We start from the raw sequence: 26,210 nt of genomic DNA, 5'->3' as shown, positions 1-26,210 counted from the left end.
TTGGGTAAGGGTAACGTCATGGCAGAGCACCCAAAATGACTCCCAAGTATATAGACTAAATAATTATAAAAATGTGCCTGAGTGATAGAAAATTTTTAAGAATTTAGAAGGCGATCGCGTTTCTCTATTTTTCTACAAACGACATGACCGACTCCCATCATTGCTAACTCAAACACAGTCATAAAGTTTTTCTTCTCTCATGAGAACATTATGTCAACTCAAGAAACCATGGTTTTTTAAAATAATTATTAGTTTTTGATATTTACTGTTACATTAACAATAAAATGTTTCTCCAGAAACCAATTGTTCGATGAATAGATGCACTAACTTTGACACACTCGTATCTATAGTAACATCAAAATACTGAGAATCGAAAACCGTGTATTTACTGATTTAGTACAATTTTGAATTGAGAACACCTAACTCAAATGACTCATATTTGGGAGTGTTCGTTAAATTGACTCATGGAGAGCATATGTCGCTAAAACGCTACGGAGTTCTTAAATGTAAAGCTGTAGACAGCAAGATGGAAAGAGAAGACGACCAAAGCCCTCACTTTCAGGTTCTTGCTAAAGATGGTAAAAATGAATACCGTCTTGCCATTAATGTGAAATCAGTACAGGCTCCTGTGGATTTGCTTTATTTTGTCAATGATAATTTTGAGCATCCAATTACCAACCAACTGCTTAACTTAGAATTCGGCTTTACCGAAATTAAGGAATCGGAACGGACAGCAGGAGGTATTGCATTGGATTATATTCGCGCTAACCTCTTCTCTCCCAATCAGCTAAAAGCTCTACCGGCTGATGCTCCAGGACAAGATGATGATTTACATGACATTATTGACTTATTTATTCAGCGATCGCTGAACAATCCAAATGCCGCTCTGTACGTTTTTGGAGAACCTTTTGGACCTGAAGACAAGCCCGACAAAATTTTTGGTTTCCGACCGGGTAGAGGTATTCATAACATTCATATGAATCAGGGTAGCAGCGGACGGTTTAGCCAAGATAACGGTGTTTTTCAAGATGGAGGTTTACTCATTCACTTTCAAGATCGGAACCAGTGGTTAGCAGCTTTCTTTGCATTTCAGTCCCAGTCGTTCCATACAGACGATCGCACTGGCAATCCAATAGACGCTAGAGTAGGGACAGAACCTACCTTGCCTGCAGAACCAGTCACCAGAGCAGAAGTTCGCATTGTTGCTGCGTTGGTAAACCCGCTTGGTGCTGACTCTGGCAAAGAAACTGTAACGTTACTGAATACGAGTTCCAGCAGAGTCAACTTGAATGGTTGGTCAATTACCGACCGATTAAAACGAAAGTTACCACTAGATGGTGTTCTTGAGCCTGGAAACACCACTATAGTCAAACTTTTAGGTACGGATATTCAGTTGGGCAATGAAGGTGGCATTATCACGCTTTTGAATCCACAAGGAATTAAGGTTGATGGTGTTTCTTATACAAAGAAAGATGCTCAAGAACAAGGTCGGACAATTATTTTTTGATTGTACCTAATTAATACTATCTAATTAGGGAGCATCCCCATTTGGAAAAAACACGTTTGGGATTGAAATCGCGTCTACACAAACGAAGTCCCTCCGGGTTCGCCCTATCTCAGGAACGGAGACGCTAAGCGCAAAGCGCACGCTCCGCGATGCCGCAGGCTATCCCCGTAAGGGCTTACGCCAGTTGCCTACGCGGACTTCCATTAAGTCCGCGTAGGTGAACTTTGTTTGTCTAGCATCAGAATCCTCTTCTAAAGGCAATATGCCAAAATGGAATGCTCCCTCTAATTGAGTGAGAACTGAGAAAGAAACTCAGTCCTCAGCGATATCATTAAGCGGGCAACAGCAATCGAGCTAATGCTCTAGCACTGTTGAGCGGGTTATTAAAGTCGAACGCTAGATTAATGTTGCGACTTTGATTCAAATACATCAGGCTAAGGCTAAGGGAGATAATTCCACCTACAGCCGAGTTGAGACTGGTATCGAAATTAGCAGAACGTACATTTAGCAGACTATTCAATCCGTTGCGTCGGATGAAGTCACTTACGGAGCTAAATACACCCACAGTGGCTGTGATGGATCGCAGGGTGTCTCGCAACTCTATCAAAGTGGCATTGGCAGATGCCCGTGCTGCAAGCAGAGTTGCTATACGTGGGTCTGCATCAATGGGGAATGTGGCAACTCCCCGTTCGGCTAATCTCAACGTTTCCTGGCTGCTCCGCAAAGCTGTTTCTGCCAGAGGTAGCCCTGCCTGACGGAGCCGGAGTTCCCCTTCGAGACGGACGATTTCATCCGGTCGGCGTGGAACACAAACATTGGCTCCAATCACAGGCGGAATTCGGGTACAAACTTGATTGTTCCGTTCGCGGTTAAGATCGTTTTGCAACCGCTGGATGTCTCTCTCGATATTATCCAGATTTTGTCGGGATCTGTTGACAGTGGCGCGTGCATCGTTGAGACGGGAGTCTGCTGTTGCCCGTTCCTGTCTCACTATATTACGTTGAGCAGTAATTTGCGTGTCGAGTTGATTAACTCGATTTTGAGCATTCTGAACATCCATTTCCGCTCGTCTGAGATCCGCCGTTACCGTATCCACTGCGGTTTGAATGGCAAAAGAAGTTTCTCGGTTGAGGTACTCGAACAAGTCATTTTGCATTCTACCTGCAACTCGGAAGTTGGCGGCATTGTTGAGCTGTTGTCCCTGAACTTCTAAGACAGACTGGAAAGCATTGAAGAGGCGACCTTCGGTTTGGAAAGAGAACCGATCCTGCGCCACAGCAATCTGAGTTTCACTTGCAATGCCTAACAGCCGAATGGCACCGGAAATAGCTGCTGTCAGCGGTTGTTGCGGGCTGACCCGGAACAATATTGAGGGGTTTGGTCGCCCACCAGCACCAATGAGTTTGAATGCACCATTTAGGACGCTTAAGCTTTGGATTGTGCCCTGAACCATTGCCCCACGATTACCGTCAATCTCCACCGACAAATTTGCTTGCAGTCCCCACAAGTTAATATTTACATTTCCTTGCAACAATAACTGATTTCTAGCGTCTACGTTAAGGGTGGTCATGACTCCCAACCAGTTACCTTGAACAAAGAGCCGATTGTTATCTACGATCGCCCTTGCATTCACCAAATCGAAGCCTGCAAGGGAAGTGTTCACATTGCCTGCAAGGTAAAAATTCGAGTTGCTGAGCAGTCCTTCTAGATGACCGTTTACCTGTATGGGAAATCCCTGTGGGAAGAGGCTCAACTCACCCCGATAGCTAAATTGGTCATTGACGATTTGGAGATCGCCGTTAAATATCTGGCGATTGAGAATTGACAGGGAACTGCGCCCCGTTAAGTGAAATCCTGTGGAGGATGCATTGTCTGGTAAGTTAACTGGAATCAGTATGGATGCTGGGAGTCTTTGCCATTGGGCACCTTGAATAGTGCCAGTATTCCTGTTGCCGGTCAGATCGTTAGCAACAGTGCCCTGTCCTTCGTTCAGCTGCCAGTAGCCCACCAGTCCAATCTCATCTCCTCTAAGACGACGAGACATATTCACCCGAATTTCTGGGCTTGAGAGGGCGCGGTTCCAAATGCGGACATCCTGAATTTGTCCCTGGAAGAAACGTTCAGTTCCAGTACCGCGAGCGCCAATTGCCCAGTTTTCGCTGACAGCGATCGCTCCTCTAGCTGCTTGATTCACACTGGCTTCTACTCCATTGCGGTAGAGTCGCCAGCTTGTGCCATCATACAGCCCCGCTAGGTGTACCCAATTGCCAATATCCTCAGCAGGAATTGCTACTGATGTCAAGTATTCTTGTCCATCCCAAGAGCCAATCTGATAGCTGCCGTTACTAATTCTCAAAAATACCTCACCGTTGGGGGAGCGGGTAAACCCGTGAGCGACAATGTTACGCAAGCTGTCCGTAACTTCAGGTCTAACCCAAGCTTCAATCGTAATTTGACCCGTGAAATTCAAACTAGCAGGGTTGTTGAGGGTGATGTAATTATTTTGTCCATTAAATACTAGAGCGTAAACGGGGGATGGAGTTTGGGATGACGTGGGTGCTGTCGGCATTAACGATGCTCTAAGAGTATTAATGACAACACTCCCAGCCATCTCCAAATCGATAATATTAGAAATAGCACCTGCAATCCGGAATCCGGTAGCAAAACCTTGTGAGCCAGATGCAGCTAAACCAAATACGGCATCCAGCATAGCAACATTTGTTACATTCCAAGTTCCCCGCATCAATACCATTAACCCCTCGTCGTTGCGACTACCTCCAAGTGTGGGGATAACAGCCAAAGCGGCGTTTGCCTGCTGCTCGCTGGCAAAGCCCAACTGATTGTAGACCGTTTGACGAGGTGCTGATTGAGCCGCAATTTGACGGAATTCATTTGGGGTTGTAATTAACCAGCCTGCATTAATAGCAGCGGGACCAAAGTTCAAACCAACGCTGTTCACGCGGTACTCCAGCGGCATCGCCTGAATCAACTGGTTGACTGATAAGGTTTTCAAACCATTTAACAAATTGGCAAGGTTGCGGTAAGCATCAATTTCAATGCCACTAGCTGTGGAACCCAACCGTTGGCTGCCTAGGTATTTTGGAAGTTGTAAGAAGTTGCCGCTTAGAGGTAAGGTGAATCTTAGGTTGACATCTGTGGGAGCATCGTCGGGATTGAGCAAGAAATCGCGATCGGTGAAGAACTGTTGGAAGTTCGAGAGAATTTGCCCGACCTCTGCCAAATTTACGCTGGGCATGGGGAACTGGGTGTGAGTTTCAAAGTTCACCCCTTCCAATCCCAGGTACTCAATCCCAATTTCGTCGTAGAACATGGGAATGGGGATGGGAATCCCAGTCTGATAAACAATCAGCATGAACAGCTTGTGCAAAATCAAGCGGCGGTGTAGCTCGCGGCTATTAGGTAGCGGGATGCTGTCGTTCTCAGGTAGTAGCAGCGCACCTGCTAGCGTTAGCAAGTCAAACGAATCCACATTGGCATCGACTTCTAGCAAGAACAGGCTACCTCCGGAGAGCGTACCAAAAGAGAGACTGCGTAGTTCAATCCCAATGATAGAGGGGATGGGGTTGGGAACTGGGAAAGTGGGGTCGGAGAACAAGAACCGGATTGGGCGATCGCCTTCGTTGACTCGCGCTTCCAACTTCACTTCACCTGTGGGTGTAACGGCAATATTAAAAAAGAAGTTGTCGGGAATTTGGATGTTGAGATATTGGCGGAAACTGTCAGGAAGTCGATCTAGGCGATCGCCAATTACCCCAAGCGCCTGCATGACTTCATCCGGCAGTTCCGCACTGCTAACGCGATTGAGAATGGACGCCAGTTCATCTACCCTGAAATTACCCCGGTCATCTAAAATCTGAATGGGTTGCAAAGGCACTCCATCAGGCAGAGTATCAGCAACGGCATTTAATCCTGTAGCATTGAGCAGTAGTTTGGCGGGGGTTAGAGGCAAGCTGAGGTCTCGGACAACTTCAAAGCCACCACTGGCTAGGAAACTGGAAGTTGTACTGTCGTAGCTGAAGACAGGAACCCGGAACTTGACTTCACCAAAACTATCCAGATCCAAATACCAGAAGGTTTCGTCGTTTTCCTCTTGCAGGCGCACTGCTGTAATAATGGAAGTGCGGGGTGTTAGCCGGATACCGCTAACTGCGTTAATTGTCAGTTCGACCCGAACAACCGTGTCTTCTGGATGCCTTGGATCGAAAGTATTAAAAAATCTAACTCTAGGTGTGCCATCTGCCTCCCTGCCAAACAGATTATTCAAATTTTCTGGTAGACCAACCCCAATGCGAGCAGACAGTTCAATTTCATTACCAAACAAGATTGCTAAGTCAGAGACATCAATCCGGGCATTCCCGAGGGGAATGCGAGTGTTGTTATCGATTTGGATATCAGGGATCGCAAAGTCGAAAGGCGCAACTACGCGTTCAGCACTCAGGCGAACAGAATCATTGTCTGCTGTGAATGTCGCATCGATCCGGTTTGGCAAAACTTGTTGTACTGAAGGATGCCAGCCACTAAACGCCAAGTTCACTGAAGCTACAAACATCCATGCTGTGCGATTTGGTGTACTTGGATCGGGGCTGCGTCTGACAATGGAAATGCCGCCAAACTCTAGATTCATAGACGACCGTCGATCCGGTGGTAAGGGAATGGAGAGTGTTGCTTGATTGGGTATGAACACCAGACGAGTCGTTTCTTCTTCACGAGCAAGGGTGAGATTTCCTTGGAAGTCAAAAACGGAGTCTACACGCATGACTCCATCTGCTGAGACTTGCCAAGTGGAAGTTGCAGTGGTTTGCCCTTCAATTAACTGTCGCTCAAGAGCGATCGCCAGCCCTGTAATGTTGAAAGTACCTACCCCTGCCAGATTTACCAATTCGGCAGATGTTGTTGTCATCAACATGAATTTTTTAGTATTGTCGTTCTGGTTGTATGCAGCAGACAATGTCAACATCTGCTCAAACAACTCTGCTGACACTTCTCCAGATAAGCTCCAATCCCCACCTTCTAAGGTGAAATTTAAGTTAAAGTTTTTCAGTACTAGTTCATTAGCGATCGCCAATAGCCCTTCACCACTAATGCTGAGGGAGGCGTCAATTTGACTCATACCGAGCATGACAGTTCGATTTGCCGTCAACGTCACCTGAACTCCCAGTTCGTCGCTTCCGGTAGCCAAATCCAATTGAGTGGTGGTTGCTCCTCGGAGAGCAAACATCCCAGTTGCTGGGGTAATGCTAATGCCAATCATCGTCAACTCAAAGTCTGGTAACTCAGCGGGACGAGAAACGCCACCAAGGAATGTCTGGGCGATCGCAGATAGACTAAATCGAGAAATTTCCGTTTGCCAAGTCGTCTCAGTGGCTGCATCAATTGTCAAAATGACATCAACGGCGTCAATATTTCCGCCAGACAATACGCCAGCAATTGTCCCTGTAAGCTGATTTGTTGCAGCACTCAAGTTCAATTCAAGTTGCACATTCTCCAGTGAAAGCCAAGTTGCTCCCGGAATGTGAGCGATCGGGAGCATCGCATTCAGCTTAGAGGTGACTTCACTGTCAGTTTCGGTAAATAGGATGGCAAGCCCAGCATTCTCAACACCAAGTAGAGATGTTTTGCCAGTCAGAGAAGCACTATTTGCAGAGATATTAATTTCTACATCTCTTAAGGCAAATTGTTCTAAATTTAGAATATTCAGAAACTTGTTAAGAGGAATCAATTCTAGCGTTGAGCTTGTCAGCACAATCTGATTATTTTGAATCTGATTCTCAAGCGTAGTTACAATGTTTTGGAGTGTCATGATATTTGCAGTTCTATTTATTTAGAAAAAGTATTTCCAAAGATTCCACCCTTTGGAAGGTGTTCATAACGGATTAATCTTGCTAATGCCAAAAGCTTAGACAAACTTAATTACCACTATGATTGAGCGGATAGTTAACAGGGCTTTCTACAGTAGAATGTAGAATGGGTAAAAATTAATCTACTAGGGGCGCAAGCTTGTGCAAATAACAATATGCTTGTTGGTCAAGCAAAGGTTAAAATTCTGTTCCAGTGCATATTATTCATAGAATTCATTTGACTTGTCATCAGTTCAAATCCTTGATTGCTAGTGTTCTGTTATCTTTATAGAATTTACCCAGGGAAAAGTCGATACAGAAAAGTTAAGGAATTAAAGGTAGAATCTAACTTAACTTTTACTAGATATCTTAGGTACTTAAAGAAGTAAAATGAAATTGTGATGACTTCGGACTATTGAATGGTTTAGCCGAGCTTCCAGCAACCTGCTCGCTTTTTGTCCAAGTAGCAGCTGAACTGAAGAAACATCTGCAATAAGATGCGAGATGTTCTTCTACGTCTACACGAATCAAGCGATCTCTAGCTTATAAGAAAGATTTTGTTATGAAAATTGTTATCATTGGTTATTGGGGCGATCAATAAAAAACTGGTGAACCAAACTTAAAGTGATAAACAAAAGACAAGTCATATGACAAATTCTGAGATAAAAATCTGTCAAAAGGAAAAAAATTCATGAATGCTGCTTCAGATAATCTAATTTGCCGCCATAAATTTACAACCCAAAGTCTGGTAGACACTCATCCACCAAAATTAAAAAACAAAAACAAAAAAATTGTTTATCAGATCGCTTGTCCTCCAGGCTGTATTCATAGCGGTGAAATAGTCTTCTCTCGTTGGCGTAAAATAACACTCCCAGTTAATCTATCTTCTTCAAGCGATCGCACTGAGTTTGAGGAACGATATGGTTACTTTGAATACGAACCATCGCATGAAAAAAATGATGAAGTGGAGTGGTATCTGAACTTTGCTCATTGTGACCTGTTTTGTGCCTACAGTGGCTCTCTACTCGCACAAGATGAGATGCAAGTGGCTGAACATCCTGCACTTGGTTCTTTACGAGAAGCATTGCTTGATGCAGGTATCGATCCCTTTACAGTAGAAGCTGGAGAACCGACGCCTATATTAATTCGTGGCGTGGAAAGACGGTGTGCGATCGCGACCGATGCTAGTGTAGAAAACGCAAGACCTTACGGGCTCTATGGTAACAATTTTGCACGTGCTACAGCAGAAGCTATTGAACTCGCAACAAAACCACTGAATCCGCCCACAGTGACTAATATTATTGCCATGGAAGCCCCCTCTAACGGCTATGGTGTTTACACTCAACAAGAGATCCGATACATCCTTGATACAGCATTTACTGGGTTTGCTACAGCAAAAGTGGAATCATGTTTTGAATCTGCTCAAGAGCAATTTGTAATTATTCATACAGGTTTTTGGGGCTGCGGTGCTTATGGAGGTAATCGTATTTTAATGGCTCTTTTACAACTTCTAGCTGCTCGCCTTGCACAAGTCAATCGTCTTGTCTTCCATACAGGAGTTGATGCTAAGAGTGCTCAAGATTTTGCAACGGCTCAACATATTCTTAATGAGAACTTAGCACCTGTGGGTTCAAACGTTGAAGTTTCAACTTTATTGGTAAAAATTCAAGCGTTAGGATTTCAGTGGGGTATTAGCGATGGAAATTAGAAATAGTCTCACTCTCCAGCAAGCTCTCTTAATTCAGCAACCCGTGAAATATTTAACTGCATTGGACAGTATGAATACATCGGCGAACCAACATAAGCTCCAGCCAGCTTGCAATGACTATCTCGATAGCTCAACCAAAACTTTTGAGAAAGTTCAAACTTTTTCGCATCTTCCGCCTGTCGAGATGCAATTTGATTGTAAATTTTACTGTAGAGGCGATTCATTTCCTGCTCTGTAGCCGTAAACGTTTGGCGCGAACACCGATCCACTGAACTATTATTTGTAACACCAGCCGCCTTCAAGCATTTGCCATACATCTGTTGATAGTCAACTCTATTTACAGGAGTAGCCTGCGCCACACCCGAAAAAAGTAAAACAGCAACCATCTGCTTCAGCATAAAACGCTCCTTACGTGTTCAAAAACTAAATTTTTGGAGTATTGTCAATATCCACTTATCAACTATACTTGTCAAAGCTTGTAAAATTAAGCTTTTAGTTTTGGCGAAAATGGCGATCGCTATAGGACAGACATTCAAGCATCTCCTGCACTCACAGGATATCTTGAAGATAGCCTCCTGCTGGCGTCTTTAAGAATTTGAAGGATTTAGGAAGCTTAAATATATATTCTATGTTCAAAAAATATTATATTTGTCAATTTCAAAAAAAATTAAATTTATCACTCCATCCATCAGATGGTCTTGGCTATGATGCAGTGTGGAAGAAACTAGAACAACAGAAATTAACAATTCCCAAAGCTCTTTTTGAATATTATGCATTAACTGGCGATCATTGGCTCAATATCACCCACAATCAGTTACTAACAATAGAAGAACTTGAATGGGTTGATGACAAACTTGTGTTTATGCAGGAAAATCAAGGTATTGCCTGTTGGGGAATAATCAAAGCAGATGCGAGCAAACCCAATCCATTTGTATGGCAGGGGGTCAATGGTCAATGGGATCGGGAAGAGTACAGGCTAAGCAAATTTCTTATAAGAATGTGGCAGTGGACAATTGCTGAAGAGCCGGAATAACCAGCTACATTGGCCGCTGACAATCTGTGCAAATTTATGACCGTGTTTGAGGAAAGCAATGCCAAAATGAACATCAACGGTCAAGTGCTGAAGATGCACCATTCACTGGGATGACAGCAAATCCAACTACTTGGCAGCACAAAGACCCCAAAACACCCTGTTCTTTGCAGGCGAACACTGCTCTAGATTCCCCGCATGGTTGCAAGGTTCTATTGAGTCCTCTCTGGAAGCTGTTCTCGACATTGTGAAGTACAAGCAAGTTGCAAAATCCACTGTAGCCAACACCATTTCTCGTATCCCCATTGATGACATCAACCCATTAATTGATATCGCCACGAGATTTGAAGTGACTTGACAGGACTAGACTTCTTTTCAAATATTCCTAGAGATATTCTTTAACGCATTGAAGATTATTTGGGTCCTGTTACAATACCAATGACTTCACCTCTTTTTGCTGACACGGAATCGATACCTTGCTCAATCAATGTACTCAGTTCTGATAGTGCCATCCGGCATGATTATGAAGGAATTTTATGCCGAGCAAAAAATGGATTTCAAGAGTGATTGGTCGCAACACTCAGCCGAACGCATTGCGACTCTACAATATTTAACAAGGATGCAAGTACTTGCCTGAAATTCTGAGTAACCTCAGTTTCAAGTTACTTTGAAATTGTCGGAACGGTTTATTAAACGCTAAACACCTACACTATAATTGAGAAACTGAACGCCAGCGAGACAAAGACTATGCTGTCAAAAGATCTCAAAAATGCGTTACCAAGCACTGACGAATTGCCTTGTAGTGACGATACACCTGTGGATAACGAAGACCAAAACTTTTTGCCCAACGTCTTACTATTTTTACTGAACTCAATTTGGGCAAATCGTACAGATTGGTATTTTGGGGTAGATATGGCAGTTTATCACACGACAGGAGTCAGTCCCAAAGTACCCGTAGTGCCAGATGCTTTTTTAAGCGTGGGGGTAGAACGCAAAAAAGGTGGTAAGTCTCGCCGTTCTTACGCAGTTTGGGAAGAAAACTGGGTAGTTCCCATACTGGTGTTGGAAATGGTGTCGCACACACCAGGGGGCGAATATGATGAAAAGATGGACATCTACACCAAACTGGGTGTGTTGTACTACGTAATTTATAATCCCGAATTTTGGCGACGCGACCAACATCAACCTTTTGAAGTGTATAAGTTAGTAGATGGTGAATATAAGTTGCAGATAGGTGAACCCTACTGGATGAGTGAAATCGGTTTGGGGATTGGAAGATATCAAGGGATAGCTGCTGGCATTCCCCAAGAGTTATTGTCATGGTACAACGAAAGGGGCGAGCGCTATTTGACAGGAGAAGAACAAGCCCAGCAAGAACGGCTGCGAGCCGAACAAGAACGACAACGTGCTCAACAAGAGCAACTAAGAGCCGAACAAGAACGACAACGTGCTCAACAAGAGCAACTAAGAGCTGAACAAGAACGACAACGGGCTCAACAATTGGCGCAGTATTTGCGATCGCTCGGTTTTGACCCGGATAATTTACCTAGTAAGTGATGTGATGGTGGCAAGTTCGGTTGGCTGAATACCGTATTGAGGATTGAATAGAACTAGGGGGGCGATCGCTACAATTAACATGAAGATATCTAATCGATCGCTGGACGCCCGGATGCAGTCCGTCTATAATGTTACTAGATTGATGTTTGGCAAACCGAAGCGAAGTCTAAAACCTAGGGGGTTCTGCCAAAATCGCCAGAACCTAGACAAGTTAATAGTTGTAGCATTTTGCGATTCTCCATTATTGACATTTTATGTCAAGAAGCGAGGCTGAAATGAGGTCATTTTTTCGATCTGCCAAAACTTCTAGTAGAATCCTTGCTCTATAAGGGTTTCAGTTGGCGGACTTGAAACGTAGCGATTCCCGGCAACGGGATTGAAACGATCGCCTCGGTAAAAGCCAGTAAAAACGCCACTTCTGAGGCTTGAAACGTAGCGATTCCCGGCAACGGGATTGAAACATCCCCGACTGTGCAAAGGCAATTTTCGGATTTAAGCTTGAAACGTAGCGATTCCCGGCAACGGGATTGAAACAGTTCTGGGGCATGAATTAGCTCTCCTTCAAGGAGACTTGAAACGTAGCGATTCCCGGCAACGGGATTGAAACTTTTATCCCGTAAATGACCCTTGTACCCCGATACGCTTGAAACGTAGCGATTCCCGGCAACGGGATTGAAACATTAAGGCTTATAGGTGCTCGGGACGCATTACAACCCTTGAAACGTAGCGATTCCCGGCAACGGGATTGAAACCTAGCTCCAGTGGGTAAAGGTAAGGATGCAGCTGACCTTGAAACGTAGCGATTCCCGGCAACGGGATTGAAACTTTGCTTCGGTGGGAAAGACGAATTGCCTTGCCTGGACTTGAAACGTAGCGATTCCCGGCAACGGGATTGAAACGCTTCTTCGGAGGGGCGACTCGCAGAGTCCCGCTTTTCTTGAAACGTAGCGATTCCCGGCAACGGGATTGAAACTAAAATATGCCCAGGAGATTGACTCCAGCCGAATTAGAGCTTGAAACGTAGCGATTCCCGGCAACGGGATTGAAACATTACGAGCAAGTACTGAAGCGCGATCGCACTTTTCTTGAAACGTAGCGATTCCCGGCAACGGGATTGAAACCAGGAACACGGCTTATCTTCATCTGGCGCGATCGCTTGAAACGTAGCGATTCCCGGCAACGGGATTGAAACACCTCTAAATCTAGACTAATCCTATCTATTTGTCATCTTGAAACGTAGCGATTCCCGGCAACGGGATTGAAACAATAAATTACAAACGGAAATAAAAATATGTCTGAATTCTTGAAACGTAGCGATTCCCGGCAACGGGATTGAAACTATCTTTGCTTACCCATCTGGCAATTTGCGCGTGACTTGCTTGAAACGTAGCGATTCCCGGCAACGGGATTGAAACTCTCTATCTCTCCAAAGAGTAAAGAAAGGTTCTGAATCTTGAAACGTAGCGATTCCCGGCAACGGGATTGAAACCGCTCACTCGCACGCATAGCTGACTATATTACCACCTTGAAACGTAGCGATTCCCGGCAACGAGATTGAAACGAAGAAATAGTTATGTCAGCATATTTATAACCGTCAACTTGAAACGTAGCGATTCCCGGCAACGGGATTGAAACCCGAAATACTTCTCGGCTAAATTATCCAGAATGCTTGCTTGAAACGTAGCGATTCCCGGCAACGGGATTGAAACTTGTCTCGCTCCTAAAGGACTGTAACCAAGCATTGAATCTTGAAACGTAGCGATTCCCGGCAACGGGATTGAAACCGATTGCTCAAAGAACAGTATTTAAGGCTGAAGCGCCCTTGAAACGTAGCGATTCCCGGCAACGGGATTGAAACAAAATATTATCACAAGAAATATCTTAGGTTCCTAAACTTGAAACGTAGCGATTCCCGGCAACGGGATTGAAACAGAAATGCTGGAAACTCTCACGTCCCTGGTTGGCACAACAAAAAGCAACATCGCGCATACTACCCACATTCCGCACTTCATTTTGTAGTACAAATACAAGTAAAATAAGTAACAAAAACAGCTTGCGTATAAATATTTAGTTAATTCAGTAATAAATATAAAAATAGTATAAAAAGTGCCAAGAAATGGAAATTCATAAGGTATTGACAATAAATTCAAGAGCAAAAATGAGAAAATGAGCCTGAATTAAATAAAAATACCCAAAGATATGAATTACCAAAAAGAAGAGTTGGAGAGTAAAAACTTAGATCACTTAGGAATAATAGCAGGAATAATAGATGAGATAGGAATAGTAGAAAAATTCAATGAGATATTCTTAATAGATAGTAGAGAGAAAGTTAATACAGGAGAAGTAGTCAAAGCAATCATTCTTAACGCGCTAGGTTTTGTGTCGAGGCCATTATATTTATTTTCTCAATTTTTTGAAGATAAAGCAATAGAGCATTTATTGGGTTCAGGGATGAAAGCAGAGGATTTAAATGATGATAAAATAGGCAGAGTAATGGATAAGCTGTACAAATATGGATTAACAAAATTATTCCTAATAATTTCTTTAGAAGTAGTAAAAAAATATGGAGTATCAACTAAATATTCCCATTTAGATTCAACGTCATTGCATTTACATGGAGAGTATAATAATTTTCCAAGTAATCTAGAAAAAGAATCAGGAATAAGCCGAGAAAATCCTATTATAATTACACAGGGATATTCTCGCGATCATAGACCAGACCTAAAACAATGTATATTAGATTTAATAGTAAGTAGTGATGGAGATATCCCCTTATTTTTTAGAGGAGCATCAGGAAATGAATCAGATAAAGCAGTATTCGCTCAAATCCTAGTGGAGTATGAAAAACAAATAGATTTTGAAAGTATAATGGTTGCTGATAGTGCATTGTATAGTGAAAGTAATTTAAAATTAATGTCGAATATGAAATGGATAAGTCGAGTACCTTTATCCATTAAAAAAGCTAAAAATTTAGTTAAAGTCTTCACAAGTAAAGAACTGAAACGAAGTGACATCAAAGGATATAGCTATCAAGAATCAAAAGTATCTTATGGAGGAATAGAGCAAAGATGGTTATTAGTAGAAAGTACAGAGAGAAAAAAAGCAGACTTAAAGAAATTAAACCAAAAAATCCAAGAAGAGTTCTTAAAAATTAGTAACCAGCTTGTTAAGTTATCAAAAGAAGAATTTGAACAAGAATCTTTAGCAGAATTAAAAATTCAAGAGTTAGCAGTCAAACTAAAATATCATAAGATATCAGATTTAGAAATTAGCGAGAGATTAAAGAAAAGGCAGATAAGAGTTTATAAAGTAGGAGGTAAAGTCATAGAAAATCAGGAGCTAATCAGCCAAAATCAAAACTGTTGTGGTCGATTTATTTTAGCAACGAATATTTTAGAGACAACCGAATTAGAACCCAGAGAAATATTGAGAATATATAAAGAACAGCAATCTACAGAAAGAGGATTTAGATTTATCAAAGACCCGTTATTTTTCGCTGATAGTCTTTTTGTGAAAAAGCCAGAAAGAGTAGAGACAATGATGATGTTAATGACATTATCTCTTTTGGTTTATAATTTGGGACAAAGACAATTAAGAATCTCGTTAAAAACCCAAAAAGCGACAGTTAAAAATCAACTAAATAAATCTACAGAGTCCCCTACCTTGCGTTGGATATTTCAATGTTTTCAAGGAATTCATTTTCTGATTACACAGGGAGTTTATAGGATTCTTAACTTGACTGAGGAACGTTGTCGAATCTTACAATTCCTGCCTACAGCTTGTCAAAAATATTATTTATTGTCTTAGTTTTCAAATTTCTAATTCACTATTATATAATTTTTTGTTTTTATAACTGATTGAAAAAATTCAATATTGTTGTCTTACTGGCTTTTTAAACATAATAAATAAAGCTAGATTTTTGGCGTTCATAATTGATTTTTGGTTGTTCTTTAATTTTTTTTACTATAGTTTTGAATTACTGGTGAGTGTAGTTTATTTATGTTACTTCTTGAAGTGCGGAATGTGGGATACTAGGTTGGTACAAGCGTTTTAGTTGATGCGGTTTGGAGGGAATGCGGCTCTCCCCGAAAAGCAATAGTAAAGTTAAGGAGATGACGGTAGTGATGGCAGCGTTACTGTTTTCATCCCCTGGCGGGGCGAGGGAATTGTAAAGTCTTTGTATAAATCTGGGTTGTCAACAGCCCAGATACAGATGGTTTCCTTAATTGCTTATATTAAACGTTCAAAGTCCAGACGCTTGCTGTACTTTCAAGATTTCCTCAAGAATCCCCATAACATTAAGTTTTGTAATTCTTGAGTAAATCCTAGTTTTGCAACTGAGTTCTAAGATAGAGCATTACATTTGAGAGCTTGAGCAATGAACGATAAAGCGCCGATTGATGAAGGAAATGGTCGAGAAGCGAATAATATCCAACAGAAGCCAGACTATGCTAAGTGGGTTGGTATATTTGCTACCTTTTTAACAATATTTTTAACATTTCTTACTTATAGATTGGATGCCGATCGCAGAAATGCTGAAACACAACTTCAGCTTGTAAAGAATCGTCAAGACGAACTTAGTGCCAACCTAGAAGAGATTAGAGGAAGGATAGAAATTGATTCTAACTTCTATTTTGAAGGAGCAGCAACAGCTCCTAAAAAATTTAGGGAGAGCAACATTTTAAATAGTATGTTTCCCAATGAAGTGTACAACCAAGTTGTGAGTCAGATGAAAACGGGAAGATGGGATAGCTTGAACAATTTGATGAGATGTGTATATGGCATTTACGATGCTAACACTAATTTTGGAATAATAAACTCCCGCCAAATACTGTATTTAGAGATATTTTATAATCCCTCCTCTGATAGCAAGAAATCACCAGCTGAGAAACTGGAAATTACTTATCGATTTAAAGATTTTCCTTCTATGCCTGTAAGTGGCTCGCTCACTCGACAGTATAGTTTTAAGGAGTTGGAGTCAGATGTGAATAATTGGCCAACAAAAACTGTAGAAGTTGGTCAATTGAAAGCTGGAAATAAGATAACTATTCCTATTGCTCATATGGTAGGTCCATACGTATACAGCGAGCGTTTAGTCATACCTAACAAAATTCATTGGTATAATCCTCTCTTAAAAAAGAGTGAAGAAAAATCATTAAATTTGAAAAGTATGTTACCTGAATTAGATGCAAAATCGCAAGGCTCTCTTCTCGGTAATATTGGTAAGTCATGCCAGTAAAGGCCTTATCTTTGGTCTAGAGTTTGAATTGTCAGCATTTGAGGGGGCGTAGCATCAGGTGGGTAGAGAAAATCTACGTCAACCAATCGCCGCTGACCGGGAGATATTTTTAATTGAGCAAGCGGTTCTCCCATCTGTCCCTGTTGTTGAACTAAATGCCAATATTGGGTTTTGGGTAACTCATTATCGTCATCATGACTTCACATCCCAATCCTTACTTAGCAGTAAAACTGAGCATTATTCAAGAACGCTTACGCCAATCTCGTTACAGCTTTAACCTTTCTATGGTTGCAACTACAGTATCTGTTTTAATTACCCTTACAGGTGCTGTAGCGTTGCTTTCAAATCAAGCATCAGAGGGGACTGTTACTGCTGCTTGCGGACTCACTGCTAGCGTGCGATGTATTCAGATGACCAAGGACGCAAACAATCGGCTAGATAAGATTTTAGCCGATCTAAAGGATGAGAGTTAAGCGAAGACTGGGAAGGTGGACAAGGGGCGCATTTGAACAATTCACTCTCTTGTGTCCCGCTCCCGTCCCGCCCAGCGATCGCAGTTGTAAAGGTGCGATCGCTTTCTTGTGGCTATTGCAAGTTGTGTAACGTCGGTTAATAGAGTAGCGATCGCAACCTTTTAACCAACAGTACCTTAGCAATAACCATAGAAAGTGCGAGAGCACTATAGGAGTGGTGCTTTAGCTGCTATAGGAGCAGCAATCTGATGATTGTAGGTTTCTGAAACAAAAACACGGACTTTTTTAGTGTAAGAATAACTGCGATCCAAAAAGTCTTTATAGGTAAGTTCTAGAGGATAATCACCAGGATTATTTAGAGTAATACTAAGGTCTGGTGTTGTGCTAACTACAGAGCCAGCAAGTTTCCACACAAAATTCTTAGCAACAAAATCCATATTTGCTCCCCTTGCCTTCCAAGTTGACTGAAGATTTAACTTGTCCGTTGTCCGTACAACAGTCGTACCTACATACTCAGCAACATGGTTATCCTCAGGGTAGAGGATATGTGCTGCAAGTTTATCTGATGCTGAAAGCCCGGTAAAGCCATAATTGCCAATGATATCGCAGGTAGCTCCACCAGCTAGTGAAAATGCATAATGCATTACTGACTGGGTGTCATAAGCTGTCATATATCCCTGGTCAGTCCAACGAGGATCTTGTTTGGGATTGTAGCAAGTTGCATCTTTTCGCTCATGCTCGTGGCTAAGCCCCAGTGCATGACCAAATTCGTGCAATGTGTGGTTTAAATAAGGAGTGCTGTTCCAGGGGTCATCACCCAACTTCAGATTGTACAGACAAGCCCGCTTGTTAGGCAAATCATTTGGTGGATTAGACCAACTTCCCCAACCTGTATTGCCATCAGTCTTAGGACAACCTTTTCCTGGTATTTGACCGAGGGCAAAGTTGGGGTTGCCGTTATATGTGGTCGATGGTAGAGCAACACGAATGTCACCATCAAAATAGTCATTCCCATTAGATTGCACTTTAGCAACCGGACAAGTGCCTAAGTATTTGAACTTGATGTTTGCTGCGTACTCATACTCTTTTATAAAGTTCAAAACCTGCTGGACTCTGTTAGGACGTGAGGTAAGCGCATCACCCACAAAACAGACACTAATCTCTTTTGCGCGAACGCCTGCATTCCAATACAATGCACCGTTCACAGGCATAGAGTGAATACTGATGACAAACACAAAAGTCAATAAGGCTATAAGTAGAAAGTTCACTTTGACTAAATGCCACTTCATCCGTTAAATCCTACAGCTTGAATTAATCGGCAATCATTGGTTTGACAGCCAATATCCGCTCCACTTAAATCATCTGGGTCATACCCGATAACTAGAGTTCTACCAGCGACTTGTGCGGTGGAGAGGATACTGAGAACCCGTGCTGCCTGCGCTGCATCTTTGGTTGACAATGCAAAATAAATAATTCCGCCTACTGACTCGGCGCACCTGACATGCAAGCGGGGTGCGGTTGTGAAAACTAAAGTTTGTACGGGATTACAAAATGTATCAGTAGAGGAAGCATATGCCGCCTCCCCAGAAAGAAATGTCAGAAGCAATGTTGAGAAAAGTATTCCTAGAAAAGTGAAAACACCTCTGGCAATTTTATTCATGTTTTTCTGTATTTCTTTAAATGATTTTCTCCTGTCGATTTGTCAGGAATGGCTTGGAAATTTACGCAGCTATCTAAAAATTATTTACACTTATTAACGATCGCGAATTGCATCGCACTCGCCATTTGTCAGTAGGGAGGCGATCGCTTCGTTTCTTAACTGGGATGGCACGCCAAATCATGAATTTTTGTAAAGAAATAACAGTATTAGCTTAAAGTATGCATTCGTAGTTAATAAATAGGTAGAAGCTGCGTGGGTTCAAAGTGAGTGTGGACAGTTTAGAAAAAAATCTTGTAAAATTTCCAAATCTTTCTTTAAACTACTTACACCTAAAACAGAGTAGCATAGGTCATAATAACAACCGTAAGCAATTGAGGTTCTTCAGTACTTGTTATGCTAAACTAACAAGTACTGAAGGGGGAACAGGGAACAGGGAACAGGGAACAGTGAAGAAAGGAACGAAGTTTTCTGATGGCTTCGTCTGATAACATTGTTGGAAGTATGATAGTCATGGTAAGGAAAAAAGGCATTAAGGCTCTGACGGATATTCTGAGTATAGAAGGGGTAAAAGTCATATCGCATCGGCTTCATGCTGGGATTGGACTCATACTCCAAACGGAATCAACTTCATCATATAGTATTTGTCCACGTTGTGGAACTAAGAGTCATAGATTACATCAAAATCATCGATACATAGTGAAAGACTTACCGTTTGGAGAACAAGCAGTCTTTTTAGACATCAACAGAAGACAATTCAAATGTGATGTATGTAAAAAACCTTTTAGTGAAGAATTAGATTTTGTAAGCTGAAAAAGAACATATACAAAAAGATTGGCTCGGAAAATAATACAAGACGTTTTAGAAAACGATATACATAGTGTCGCATCCAAAGGAATTGTGACAACAGAAGAAATAGAAAGAATGTTAAAAGATGCATCGAAAGAATTATTTGAATCAAAGTATAAAGGAATAAAAAGACTTGGAATTGACGAAATAGCTCTGGTTAAAGGTCATGGAAATTACTGTGTGGTCTTTATAGATTTAGATACATCGAAGTTAATTGCAATGTCATATGGACGTACACAAAAAGTTGTGAAGAAAATCTTAACTGAATGGGGAAATGAAGTTTTAAGTCAAATAGAAGAAGTCAGTATAGATTTATGGCAAGGTTACAGAAGTTTAGTAAAAGAATTAATACCTCAAGCACAAGTAGTAGCTGATAGATTTCATGTAATGGCGCAAATAAACAAGGAGCTAGATACACAAAGAAAGAGAGAAAAGCAATTTTTAGAAGAGAGGATTAAGAAAGCTAAATCTCCAGAAGAGAAAGCAGAAAGTCAAAAAGTCTTACAAGAAATAAAAAAAAGTAAGTATATCCTGTTGAAGAACGAAATAGAGCTAAATAAATCACAAAAAAACAAATTAATTATAGTCAAAGAAATGTCTGCTAGTCTGAAGAACGTGCATGAATTAAAAGAGAAAATCAGGCAAATTTTTGATAAGACAAATAATTGGTATACCGGAGTTTTTGAACTAGGAATGTGGTTATCAGAGGCGAAAACATATTTTCCTAACAGTTATAATACGATCCGGCGTTGGTTTGATGAGATAATTGCTTACTTCGATAATAGAACGACTAGTGGTGTTGTTGAAGGTATCAATAATAAACTCAAGTTAATTAAACGCTCAGCTTATGGTTTTAGAAATTTTGATAACTTCCGAATTCGATGTTTATTGAATTGGCAATTCAATTGTTAGCTTAATATCAAAAAAAATTGTCGCTCCGAGGTTTTCCATGCCAGACATTAATGATTTTAAAGACCTAAAAATTTGGCAGAAAGGAATAGATATAGCTGAAAAATGCTATTTTTTGACTAAACCCTTCCCTAAAGAAGAGTTGTATGGTATGGTTCAACAAATCAGGAAGTCAGCAGTTTCTATTCCAGCTAACATAGCTGAGGGATATGGAAGAAGATCGACAGCTGAATATATTAGATTTCTGGTGGATTGCTCAAGGCTCGGTTAATGAATTAGAAACACATGTTATTCTATCTCACCGGGTAGGACTATCTAAACAAGAAGATATAGAACCGATTATTTCTTTACTACGAGAAGAGAGTCGAATGATTATTTCTCTTATTAAGAAGCTAGAATAATGGTCTCTTTTCCCTTATTCCCTTTTTCCTTTCTTCCCTGTTCCCCGTTCCCTGTTCCCTGTTCCCTCTACCAAACTATTAATTTAGCATAACAAGTACCGGAGAACCATAAAAATGGACTCAATTTACGTTGAAAGTTCCATTGCGTTATTATCAAACAGGTACTATAGCAACAATAGAATAGACAATACTATTGACTGTCAAAATTTAGTTACTTAGGTTTTTTTTGTGTAAAATAGTACTTTTTATTTCTAGTTCATCAAGTTGAATACTTAAGAAAAGCGGTAGCTGTGGTTGTGGAATTATGCTTGATGATGACGAATGGATAGAATTTGACGAAGACTTACCCCAGCCCCCTGCCATAGGACGAATTGCAGTTAATAATCTGCTACTAGGGTATAAGGCTGGAGAAAGGAATTTTAGTGGGTTTGAACTGCCAGCCAGAGAATCTTTCTTGAGTAGCGCTTACTTGGTTGACATTGACTTGAGTGGGAGTAATATCAGTTTTGTCGATTTGGCTCACAGCAAGCTGACTAATGCCAATCTGAGCAGTGCTAATCTGGAAGGGGCTTATATGGGTAGCGCTAACTTGATTAATGCCAACCTGAGTGGTGCCAATTTGGCTAGTGCCGATTTGAGTGATGCCGATTTGATGGGTGCCGATCTGACCAATGCCAACTTGACTGGTGCTAATCTCAGTGGTGCCAATTTGATTGATACCAACTTGCGTAGCGCCAACTTGAGGGACACTATTTTGGAAGCTACTCTCTTGTGCAATACTACTATGCCAGATGGAAGTATTGGAAATGACCCCGTAAGGGTTGTTAGTACCCAGGATTTTCTCAAGCGCTACGAGAAAGGTGAGAGAATTTTCAGTAACATTGTTTTGCACCGTGCTGACTTGAGAGGGGTCGATCTGCATGGAGTTTCTTTGCCAAAGGCTTATTTGCCTTACGTCAACTTGAGTGGTGCTGATTTGGAAGGTTCCGGCTTGCAATTTGCCTACCTCTGGGGCGCTAATTTGCGTGGTGCTAATTTGAATCTCGCTGTCATTGATTGGGCTAACTTGAGTTATGCCGACTTGAGGGACACTAACCTGAATTGCCTCCAAATGGGTGGTCTTAACTTGCCTGGAGCCAACCTGACCGGAGCTAAGTTCTTCTTTCTCCCTATAATGCGAGGTTCCTTCTTTCGTAATACCACTATGCCTGATGGAAGCATCGTAGTTGACCCATATCGTGTCCCTTGAGCCAGAAGCTATACATTGCAACGTTTTTAGCGATTTTATTGAGTTTATTTTCTTATCCCGGTTTTCTGTTCCATTGCTACTCGCGCGCCATATTGGGATAGAAGCTTTTAGAAGAAGTAATTTTATTATTCCAAAAAACATCACAAAAGAAACCCACGATTAAAGCTCCTTATGAATGAATTAAATTCCGTAGATCTAGTAAACCAACTGCTGCGAAAAGATGCTTCTGATGTACTTGCTTGGCTAAAAGATATTGGGTCAGGGCAATTAAAAGCTCCTAAAGACTTTAATTGGTTTAATTGGTTAGGTTTAGCTGAAGGAGCAGCAACTCATGCTCATATTGACTTTGACGATGGTGATACTACTTCTTCCCTGTCTTGGGCAGAAGCAGCAACATTAGCTTACGATATACTGGTAAGTAAGTCAGAGCCTGACCAACAAGAGTCTCATATTCTTAGCTTAATGGTTCTGCGAGCCGCTATGATAGAAAGATTTGATGCTATTCCCGGTCATCCTGTTCTTGATGTAGATCGGATTATTCACTGGTTTTTCGACAACTTGACTATGTCCCTCCAAGAAGCTCAAACTAAGGCATTGTCTTGTTGGGAAGATGTGAAAAATTCTCGAGAAAATTCTATAGAAAATCTGCGAGAATTAAAAAAAATCAAAATTAATTTGAGAGTTTTACTAAGGTTAGTTGAAAGGGGTAAAATTCTTCCAAATGAAGAACTAAAAACTTGGATTTCTTTAGAAACTAAATTACCGTAAGATTATTGCAAGTAGTCAATGCCCGAATATATACTGTAGAACGGGCTTGCATATCTCCTAAAAAACACATTTCAAAAATCTTATGTAGAGAGGCTTCCGGAAAATTGTGTTTCTTTCATATTTCATGGGAGTGTTTGCCGCGCCTGCTATAGGCTCATATCTCGCACCAGCATCTTATAGAGAAGAATATAGCCTAAAAAGCTGATTATTTCGTGGGCAAGCAATGCCAACCTTCCCCTTATTAACAAGGGACAATATGTCAGATATCTTATATCTTGCACCTCTAAGGGTAACCTGTAGATCGGCGAATAAAGAGGCAAAAGTGTAACAATGAGAAATGAAATAAGCTTAAGTACTATTTTGTTATTAACTTATCTCAAATTATTCGTGTTATTCCTGGTAACTATTCAGAGAGCTATTAACCCTCTTCTAAGAAACCAGATTTGCTGAGGCTTGAGGAATAACCCTCTTTTGTCACTCTAGGCAGAGGAAAATTGGAAATAAGGGAGATTGAAGTTTTGAAAGATTGAGCAAGTTAGATTATTAACAAGCATTTGAAGTTGAAAAAATCCTTCAGCTAACTTAGGAACTGTAAAGACCTTTAGCCAAGGCTTAATTAAATTAAATAGTACAAATGGTTGAAGTACCAAACGGAGGTTGTTAAGAATACTATTCCAACCATTTCCTTTGTTCCACCAAGGATGAGATGAGAAATTAGACTGAGATTGTGGTGGGAATTTCAGAAGTTGTTCAGAATGAAGACTAACCAACAAATAGGTACTAAAAATTATTTCCCACCATTTTTCTATATCTGAATAATTAGTCAGACGAAAATCTGCCCATCCTAATTCATTTTTACTCTGCTTTAAACCATATTCTACCCAAGTTCTTAAACCATAAAAATTCCCCACTTCTCTTGGTGTAATTTCTGGGAATTTACTCATGACATACCAAGTCGTGTTTTTCGGAATAACCTCAGTATCCGTTGTTATTTGCCAATATCTAATTTCCGAGCGATCGCTACATATTATCTCTCTAATATACCTGTTTTCTGAGCTTAAATCTGAGAAAACACTCTTAAATCTTTGCCATCTTAAATACTTGACTTTTGAGTCTGCAACTCCCCATTGCCGATGATTTGAGCGAATTGCTACTATAAAATTTAGATTAAATTCATTTAATATTTGAATAAAAGTTTTTCCACTTTCTCCGTATAAACTATCTGCCAAAACAAGATTAAACTTAAAGCCCATAGATCGCAATTCTTTTATCATCATTGCTGCTATTTCAGGCTTGGTTAAATATTTATCTCCTGGTTGTAGTCTTTCTCTCGGTTTATAGACTTCAAATATTAGGGGAAACGTCATTCCCGATAAAACTGCATATGCTGTAACTGCAACGATACCATTCTCGGTTTTTCCTAAATTTCCAATATATTGCCGTTTAACGTAATCCGTTGTATTTCCTTTTTTCTTATCTCCTGTCTCATCAATAATCAGCACTATTGGGCGACCTTGAAGTATATATAATATAAATTCTAATCTTTGTCTCCTTAATTCTTTTACATTCCAAGGTGATTCTGTTAAAAAATGGTGTAACGGTTGATGATTATCCAGCCCTACAACTTTCGCTATCGATGGTAAAGTTTTCCGTTTTATATCTGATACCATACCCATGTGTAGGTACTTAAAAGCTTCAAAACTTCTCACCTCCGGAAATACATTTTCATAAAGAAGACAGTATTCGTCTATAAATTTCACCGTGGGTATTGCTTGACGAGGCTCTACCATAGTACAGACAACGCTTCTAGGGTTTGCTATTCATTATACTACGGCGAGAGTGACAAAAAAGGGCTAAATTGCTGCTGAGTTGAGTACTTAGATAATCTCTCCACACCCATTCCCCTTCTGTGACATCAAATAACTCGAATGGTTCAACCCCAGTCAATAGATATAAGCAAGTAACGCCAAGACTGTAAATGTCGCTACTTACCGTTGCTTTCCCTAATGCTTGTTCTGGAGCTGTATATCCTGCCGTCCCGATCGCCGTTCCTGTCACTGTTAAAGCTGTTCGGGTAGTAGTTTTTGAAGCTCCAAAATCTACTAAAACTAGCTCTCCATCTCGACGACGAATAATATTTTCTGGTTTGATGTCGCGGTGAATTACCTGTTTGCCATGCACGAATTGTAAAACAGGCAGCAAGTTGCGTAGGAGGGCAATGATTTGTTTTTCGCTATAAACACCGTTGTTTGTCACCTCCTCTGCTAAATTTTGTCCATCAATAAACTCTTGTACCAAATATTGTTGACTTTCTTGAGTGAAATAGGCTAATAATTCTGGAATTTGAGGATGGTTGTGACCTAATTCATCCAACCGTTCTGCTTCGAGTTTAAATAACTCAGATGCCTTATTAAGGGTATTGGTCCCTTGCGCTTGCGGTAACAATTGCTTAACGACGCAATGGCGCTGCGATGGTTTGTATTCATCAATAGCTAAGAAAGTTCTACCAAATCCCCCTTGTCCGAGAAGTTTGATTGCCCGATACCGTTCTGCTAACAAGAGTTTAGAGCCACAGGTGGTACAAAACTTGTTATTGGAATGGTTTGCAGTTGGCTTGGGACAATTGGGATTGAGGCAATAACTCATATACTGTAAATAACAAGACTATTTGTAATCAAAGTGACTGGAAGCTCGCAGTACTTTATGGATAAAATTCATACACTCATTCATTTTATGAATTCTTAACTCCAAATGCCTATACCGTATTTATACTTTTATAATTAGCATTTTTGATACAATTTAAATAAAATGGGTATTGACCAAAAAATGCGATTTACTGAAAGTGTCTGCCTATTGGGCGATAAGCGCTCTTTCAGCTTGCGCCGAAGCGATAAGCACATCTAAGGCTTGCGCCTTCATGCGATAAGCGCTCTTTCAGCTTGCGCTTCGCGATAAGCACTCTTTCGGCTTGCGCCTTCATGCGATCGCACCATCCTCCCATGTAG

Annotated in this window: 17 protein-coding genes, 4 pseudogenes and 1 CRISPR repeat array; of the genes and pseudogenes, 14 read left to right on the top strand and 7 right to left on the bottom strand. The window is 41.0% G+C overall.

Features of this window, described 5'->3' with window-relative positions:
- Positions 1-475 precede the first annotated feature (475 nt).
- Positions 476-1,507: a DUF2278 family protein gene (locus tag HC643_RS00300; protein ID WP_050045443.1), complete on the top strand. Its 1,032-nt coding sequence runs from the start codon at positions 476-478 to the stop codon at positions 1,505-1,507.
- A gap of 331 nt (positions 1,508-1,838) precedes the next feature.
- On the opposite strand, the gene HC643_RS00295 is transcribed toward HC643_RS00300, so the two are convergent.
- Positions 1,839-7,328 (bottom strand): LamG domain-containing protein, encoded by a 5,490-nt coding sequence (locus HC643_RS00295; RefSeq protein WP_038073212.1) that lies wholly within the window; start codon positions 7,326-7,328, stop codon positions 1,839-1,841.
- Between the two features lie 728 nt (positions 7,329-8,056).
- Here HC643_RS00295 and HC643_RS00290 point away from each other — a divergent pair.
- Entirely contained in the window at positions 8,057-9,073 is a 1,017-nt protein-coding gene (locus HC643_RS00290; protein ID WP_038073215.1) for a hypothetical protein, read from the top strand.
- An 8-nt stretch (positions 9,074-9,081) separates the two neighbouring features.
- On the opposite strand, the gene HC643_RS00285 is transcribed toward HC643_RS00290, so the two are convergent.
- Complete coding sequence (locus HC643_RS00285) at positions 9,082-9,471, bottom strand: lysozyme inhibitor LprI family protein (RefSeq protein ID WP_038073218.1); 390 nt, start codon at positions 9,469-9,471, stop codon at positions 9,082-9,084.
- 197 nt (positions 9,472-9,668) lie between these two features.
- Here HC643_RS00285 and HC643_RS00280 point away from each other — a divergent pair, with 197 nt between their 5' ends.
- The 5 genes and pseudogenes from HC643_RS00280 (at position 9,669) to HC643_RS00260 (ending at position 16,899) form a co-directional block, all read left to right on the top strand.
- Entirely contained in the window at positions 9,669-10,106 is a 438-nt protein-coding gene (locus HC643_RS00280) for a hypothetical protein (protein WP_137986187.1), read from the top strand.
- Between the two features lie 94 nt (positions 10,107-10,200).
- Positions 10,201-10,461: pseudogene (locus HC643_RS00275) on the top strand (hypothetical protein); the annotation flags it as partial.
- A gap of 389 nt (positions 10,462-10,850) precedes the next feature.
- Complete coding sequence (locus HC643_RS00270; RefSeq protein ID WP_038073224.1) at positions 10,851-11,660, top strand: Uma2 family endonuclease; 810 nt, start codon at positions 10,851-10,853, stop codon at positions 11,658-11,660.
- A 346-nt stretch (positions 11,661-12,006) separates the two neighbouring features.
- Positions 12,007-13,591: a CRISPR direct-repeat array (repeat unit 37 nt; unit sequence CTTGAAACGTAGCGATTCCCGGCAACGGGATTGAAAC).
- Positions 13,592-13,859: 268 nt separating this feature from the next.
- Complete coding sequence (locus HC643_RS00265; protein ID WP_038071781.1) at positions 13,860-15,467, top strand: IS1634 family transposase; 1,608 nt, start codon at positions 13,860-13,862, stop codon at positions 15,465-15,467.
- Positions 15,468-16,038: 571 nt separating this feature from the next.
- Positions 16,039-16,899, top strand: coding sequence for a hypothetical protein (locus HC643_RS00260; protein ID WP_038084037.1), 861 nt, complete (start codon positions 16,039-16,041; stop codon positions 16,897-16,899).
- A gap of 5 nt (positions 16,900-16,904) precedes the next feature.
- Here HC643_RS00260 and HC643_RS00255 read toward each other — a convergent pair.
- A pseudogene (locus HC643_RS00255) lies at positions 16,905-17,096 on the bottom strand (DUF3370 family protein); the annotation flags it as partial.
- Between HC643_RS00255 and HC643_RS00250 the strand changes: the two are divergent.
- Together HC643_RS00250 and HC643_RS00245 are read left to right on the top strand one after the other, a co-directional pair.
- Entirely contained in the window at positions 17,094-17,372 is a 279-nt protein-coding gene (locus tag HC643_RS00250; protein WP_038084035.1) for a TRADD-N-associated membrane domain-containing protein, read from the top strand. The pseudogene HC643_RS00255 and the gene HC643_RS00250 overlap by 3 nt on opposite strands.
- Positions 17,362-17,502: a hypothetical protein gene (locus tag HC643_RS00245; RefSeq protein WP_167844587.1), complete on the top strand. Its 141-nt coding sequence runs from the start codon at positions 17,362-17,364 to the stop codon at positions 17,500-17,502. The genes HC643_RS00250 and HC643_RS00245 overlap by 11 nt, the downstream gene beginning before the upstream one ends.
- A 76-nt stretch (positions 17,503-17,578) precedes the next feature.
- On the opposite strand, the gene HC643_RS00240 is transcribed toward HC643_RS00245, so the two are convergent.
- Together HC643_RS00240 and HC643_RS00235 are read right to left on the bottom strand one after the other, a co-directional pair.
- Positions 17,579-18,661, bottom strand: a complete 1,083-nt coding sequence (locus HC643_RS00240; protein WP_050045445.1) for a zinc metalloprotease — start codon at positions 18,659-18,661, stop codon at positions 17,579-17,581.
- A complete protein-coding gene (locus HC643_RS00235; RefSeq protein ID WP_038084033.1) occupies positions 18,658-19,032 on the bottom strand; it encodes a hypothetical protein in 375 nt (124 codons plus the stop codon). The genes HC643_RS00240 and HC643_RS00235 overlap by 4 nt, the downstream gene beginning before the upstream one ends.
- 510 nt (positions 19,033-19,542) lie before the next feature.
- Here HC643_RS00235 and HC643_RS00230 point away from each other — a divergent pair.
- The 5 genes and pseudogenes from HC643_RS00230 to HC643_RS00215 all read left to right on the top strand — a co-directional run bounded on the left by HC643_RS00230 (position 19,543) and on the right by HC643_RS00215 (position 23,205).
- A pseudogene (locus HC643_RS00230) lies at positions 19,543-20,790 on the top strand (ISL3 family transposase).
- Positions 20,791-20,827: 37 nt separating this feature from the next.
- On the top strand, positions 20,828-21,058 hold the full coding sequence (locus HC643_RS41090; RefSeq protein ID WP_237265792.1) for a four helix bundle protein: 231 nt from the start codon (positions 20,828-20,830) through the stop codon (positions 21,056-21,058).
- Positions 20,997-21,188 carry a four helix bundle protein gene (locus HC643_RS41085; RefSeq protein WP_237265791.1) on the top strand — a complete coding sequence of 64 codons (192 nt, stop codon included), beginning with the start codon at positions 20,997-20,999 and terminating at the stop codon, positions 21,186-21,188. Before HC643_RS41090 ends, HC643_RS41085 begins: the two co-directional genes overlap by 62 nt.
- Positions 21,189-21,492: 304 nt before the next feature.
- Positions 21,493-22,437, top strand: a complete 945-nt coding sequence (locus HC643_RS00220) for a pentapeptide repeat-containing protein (RefSeq protein WP_050044966.1) — start codon at positions 21,493-21,495, stop codon at positions 22,435-22,437.
- Between the two features lie 171 nt (positions 22,438-22,608).
- Entirely contained in the window at positions 22,609-23,205 is a 597-nt protein-coding gene (locus HC643_RS00215; protein ID WP_038096082.1) for a hypothetical protein, read from the top strand.
- 479 nt (positions 23,206-23,684) lie between these two features.
- Here the strand turns inward: HC643_RS00215 and HC643_RS00210 are convergent, their stop codons facing one another.
- Positions 23,685-24,995, bottom strand: coding sequence for an IS701 family transposase (locus tag HC643_RS00210; RefSeq protein ID WP_038096080.1), 1,311 nt, complete (start codon positions 24,993-24,995; stop codon positions 23,685-23,687).
- Positions 24,996-25,059: 64 nt separating this feature from the next.
- Positions 25,060-25,851 (bottom strand): annotated as a pseudogene (locus HC643_RS00205) (protein kinase domain-containing protein); the annotation flags it as partial.
- Positions 25,852-26,210 lie beyond the last annotated feature (359 nt).

This window comes from Tolypothrix bouteillei VB521301, from assembly GCF_000760695.4.
GTDB lineage: Bacteria > Cyanobacteriota > Cyanobacteriia > Cyanobacteriales > Nostocaceae > Scytonema > Scytonema bouteillei_A.
Note: the sequence above shows the minus strand (reverse complement) of the source record. Positions and strands in the feature narration are given on the sequence as shown.

Coding starts and splice junctions, on each gene's coding strand:
- HC643_RS41090 (WP_237265792.1), top strand. CDS start 20,828: ATGCCAGACATTAATGATTTTAAAGACCTAAAAATTTGGCAGAAAGGA.
- HC643_RS00245 (WP_167844587.1), top strand. CDS start 17,362: ATGAGAGTTAAGCGAAGACTGGGAAGGTGGACAAGGGGCGCATTTGAA.
- HC643_RS00235 (WP_038084033.1), bottom strand. CDS start 19,032: ATGAATAAAATTGCCAGAGGTGTTTTCACTTTTCTAGGAATACTTTTC.
- HC643_RS00240 (WP_050045445.1), bottom strand. CDS start 18,661: ATGAAGTGGCATTTAGTCAAAGTGAACTTTCTACTTATAGCCTTATTG.
- HC643_RS00290 (WP_038073215.1), top strand. CDS start 8,057: ATGAATGCTGCTTCAGATAATCTAATTTGCCGCCATAAATTTACAACC.
- HC643_RS41085 (WP_237265791.1), top strand. CDS start 20,997: ATGGAAGAAGATCGACAGCTGAATATATTAGATTTCTGGTGGATTGCT.
- HC643_RS00215 (WP_038096082.1), top strand. CDS start 22,609: ATGAATGAATTAAATTCCGTAGATCTAGTAAACCAACTGCTGCGAAAA.
- HC643_RS00250 (WP_038084035.1), top strand. CDS start 17,094: ATGACTTCACATCCCAATCCTTACTTAGCAGTAAAACTGAGCATTATT.
- HC643_RS00210 (WP_038096080.1), bottom strand. CDS start 24,995: ATGGTAGAGCCTCGTCAAGCAATACCCACGGTGAAATTTATAGACGAA.
- HC643_RS00270 (WP_038073224.1), top strand. CDS start 10,851: ATGCTGTCAAAAGATCTCAAAAATGCGTTACCAAGCACTGACGAATTG.
- HC643_RS00300 (WP_050045443.1), top strand. CDS start 476: ATGTCGCTAAAACGCTACGGAGTTCTTAAATGTAAAGCTGTAGACAGC.
- HC643_RS00265 (WP_038071781.1), top strand. CDS start 13,860: ATGAATTACCAAAAAGAAGAGTTGGAGAGTAAAAACTTAGATCACTTA.
- HC643_RS00295 (WP_038073212.1), bottom strand. CDS start 7,328: ATGACACTCCAAAACATTGTAACTACGCTTGAGAATCAGATTCAAAAT.
- HC643_RS00220 (WP_050044966.1), top strand. CDS start 21,493: ATGCTTGATGATGACGAATGGATAGAATTTGACGAAGACTTACCCCAG.
- HC643_RS00260 (WP_038084037.1), top strand. CDS start 16,039: ATGAACGATAAAGCGCCGATTGATGAAGGAAATGGTCGAGAAGCGAAT.
- HC643_RS00285 (WP_038073218.1), bottom strand. CDS start 9,471: ATGCTGAAGCAGATGGTTGCTGTTTTACTTTTTTCGGGTGTGGCGCAG.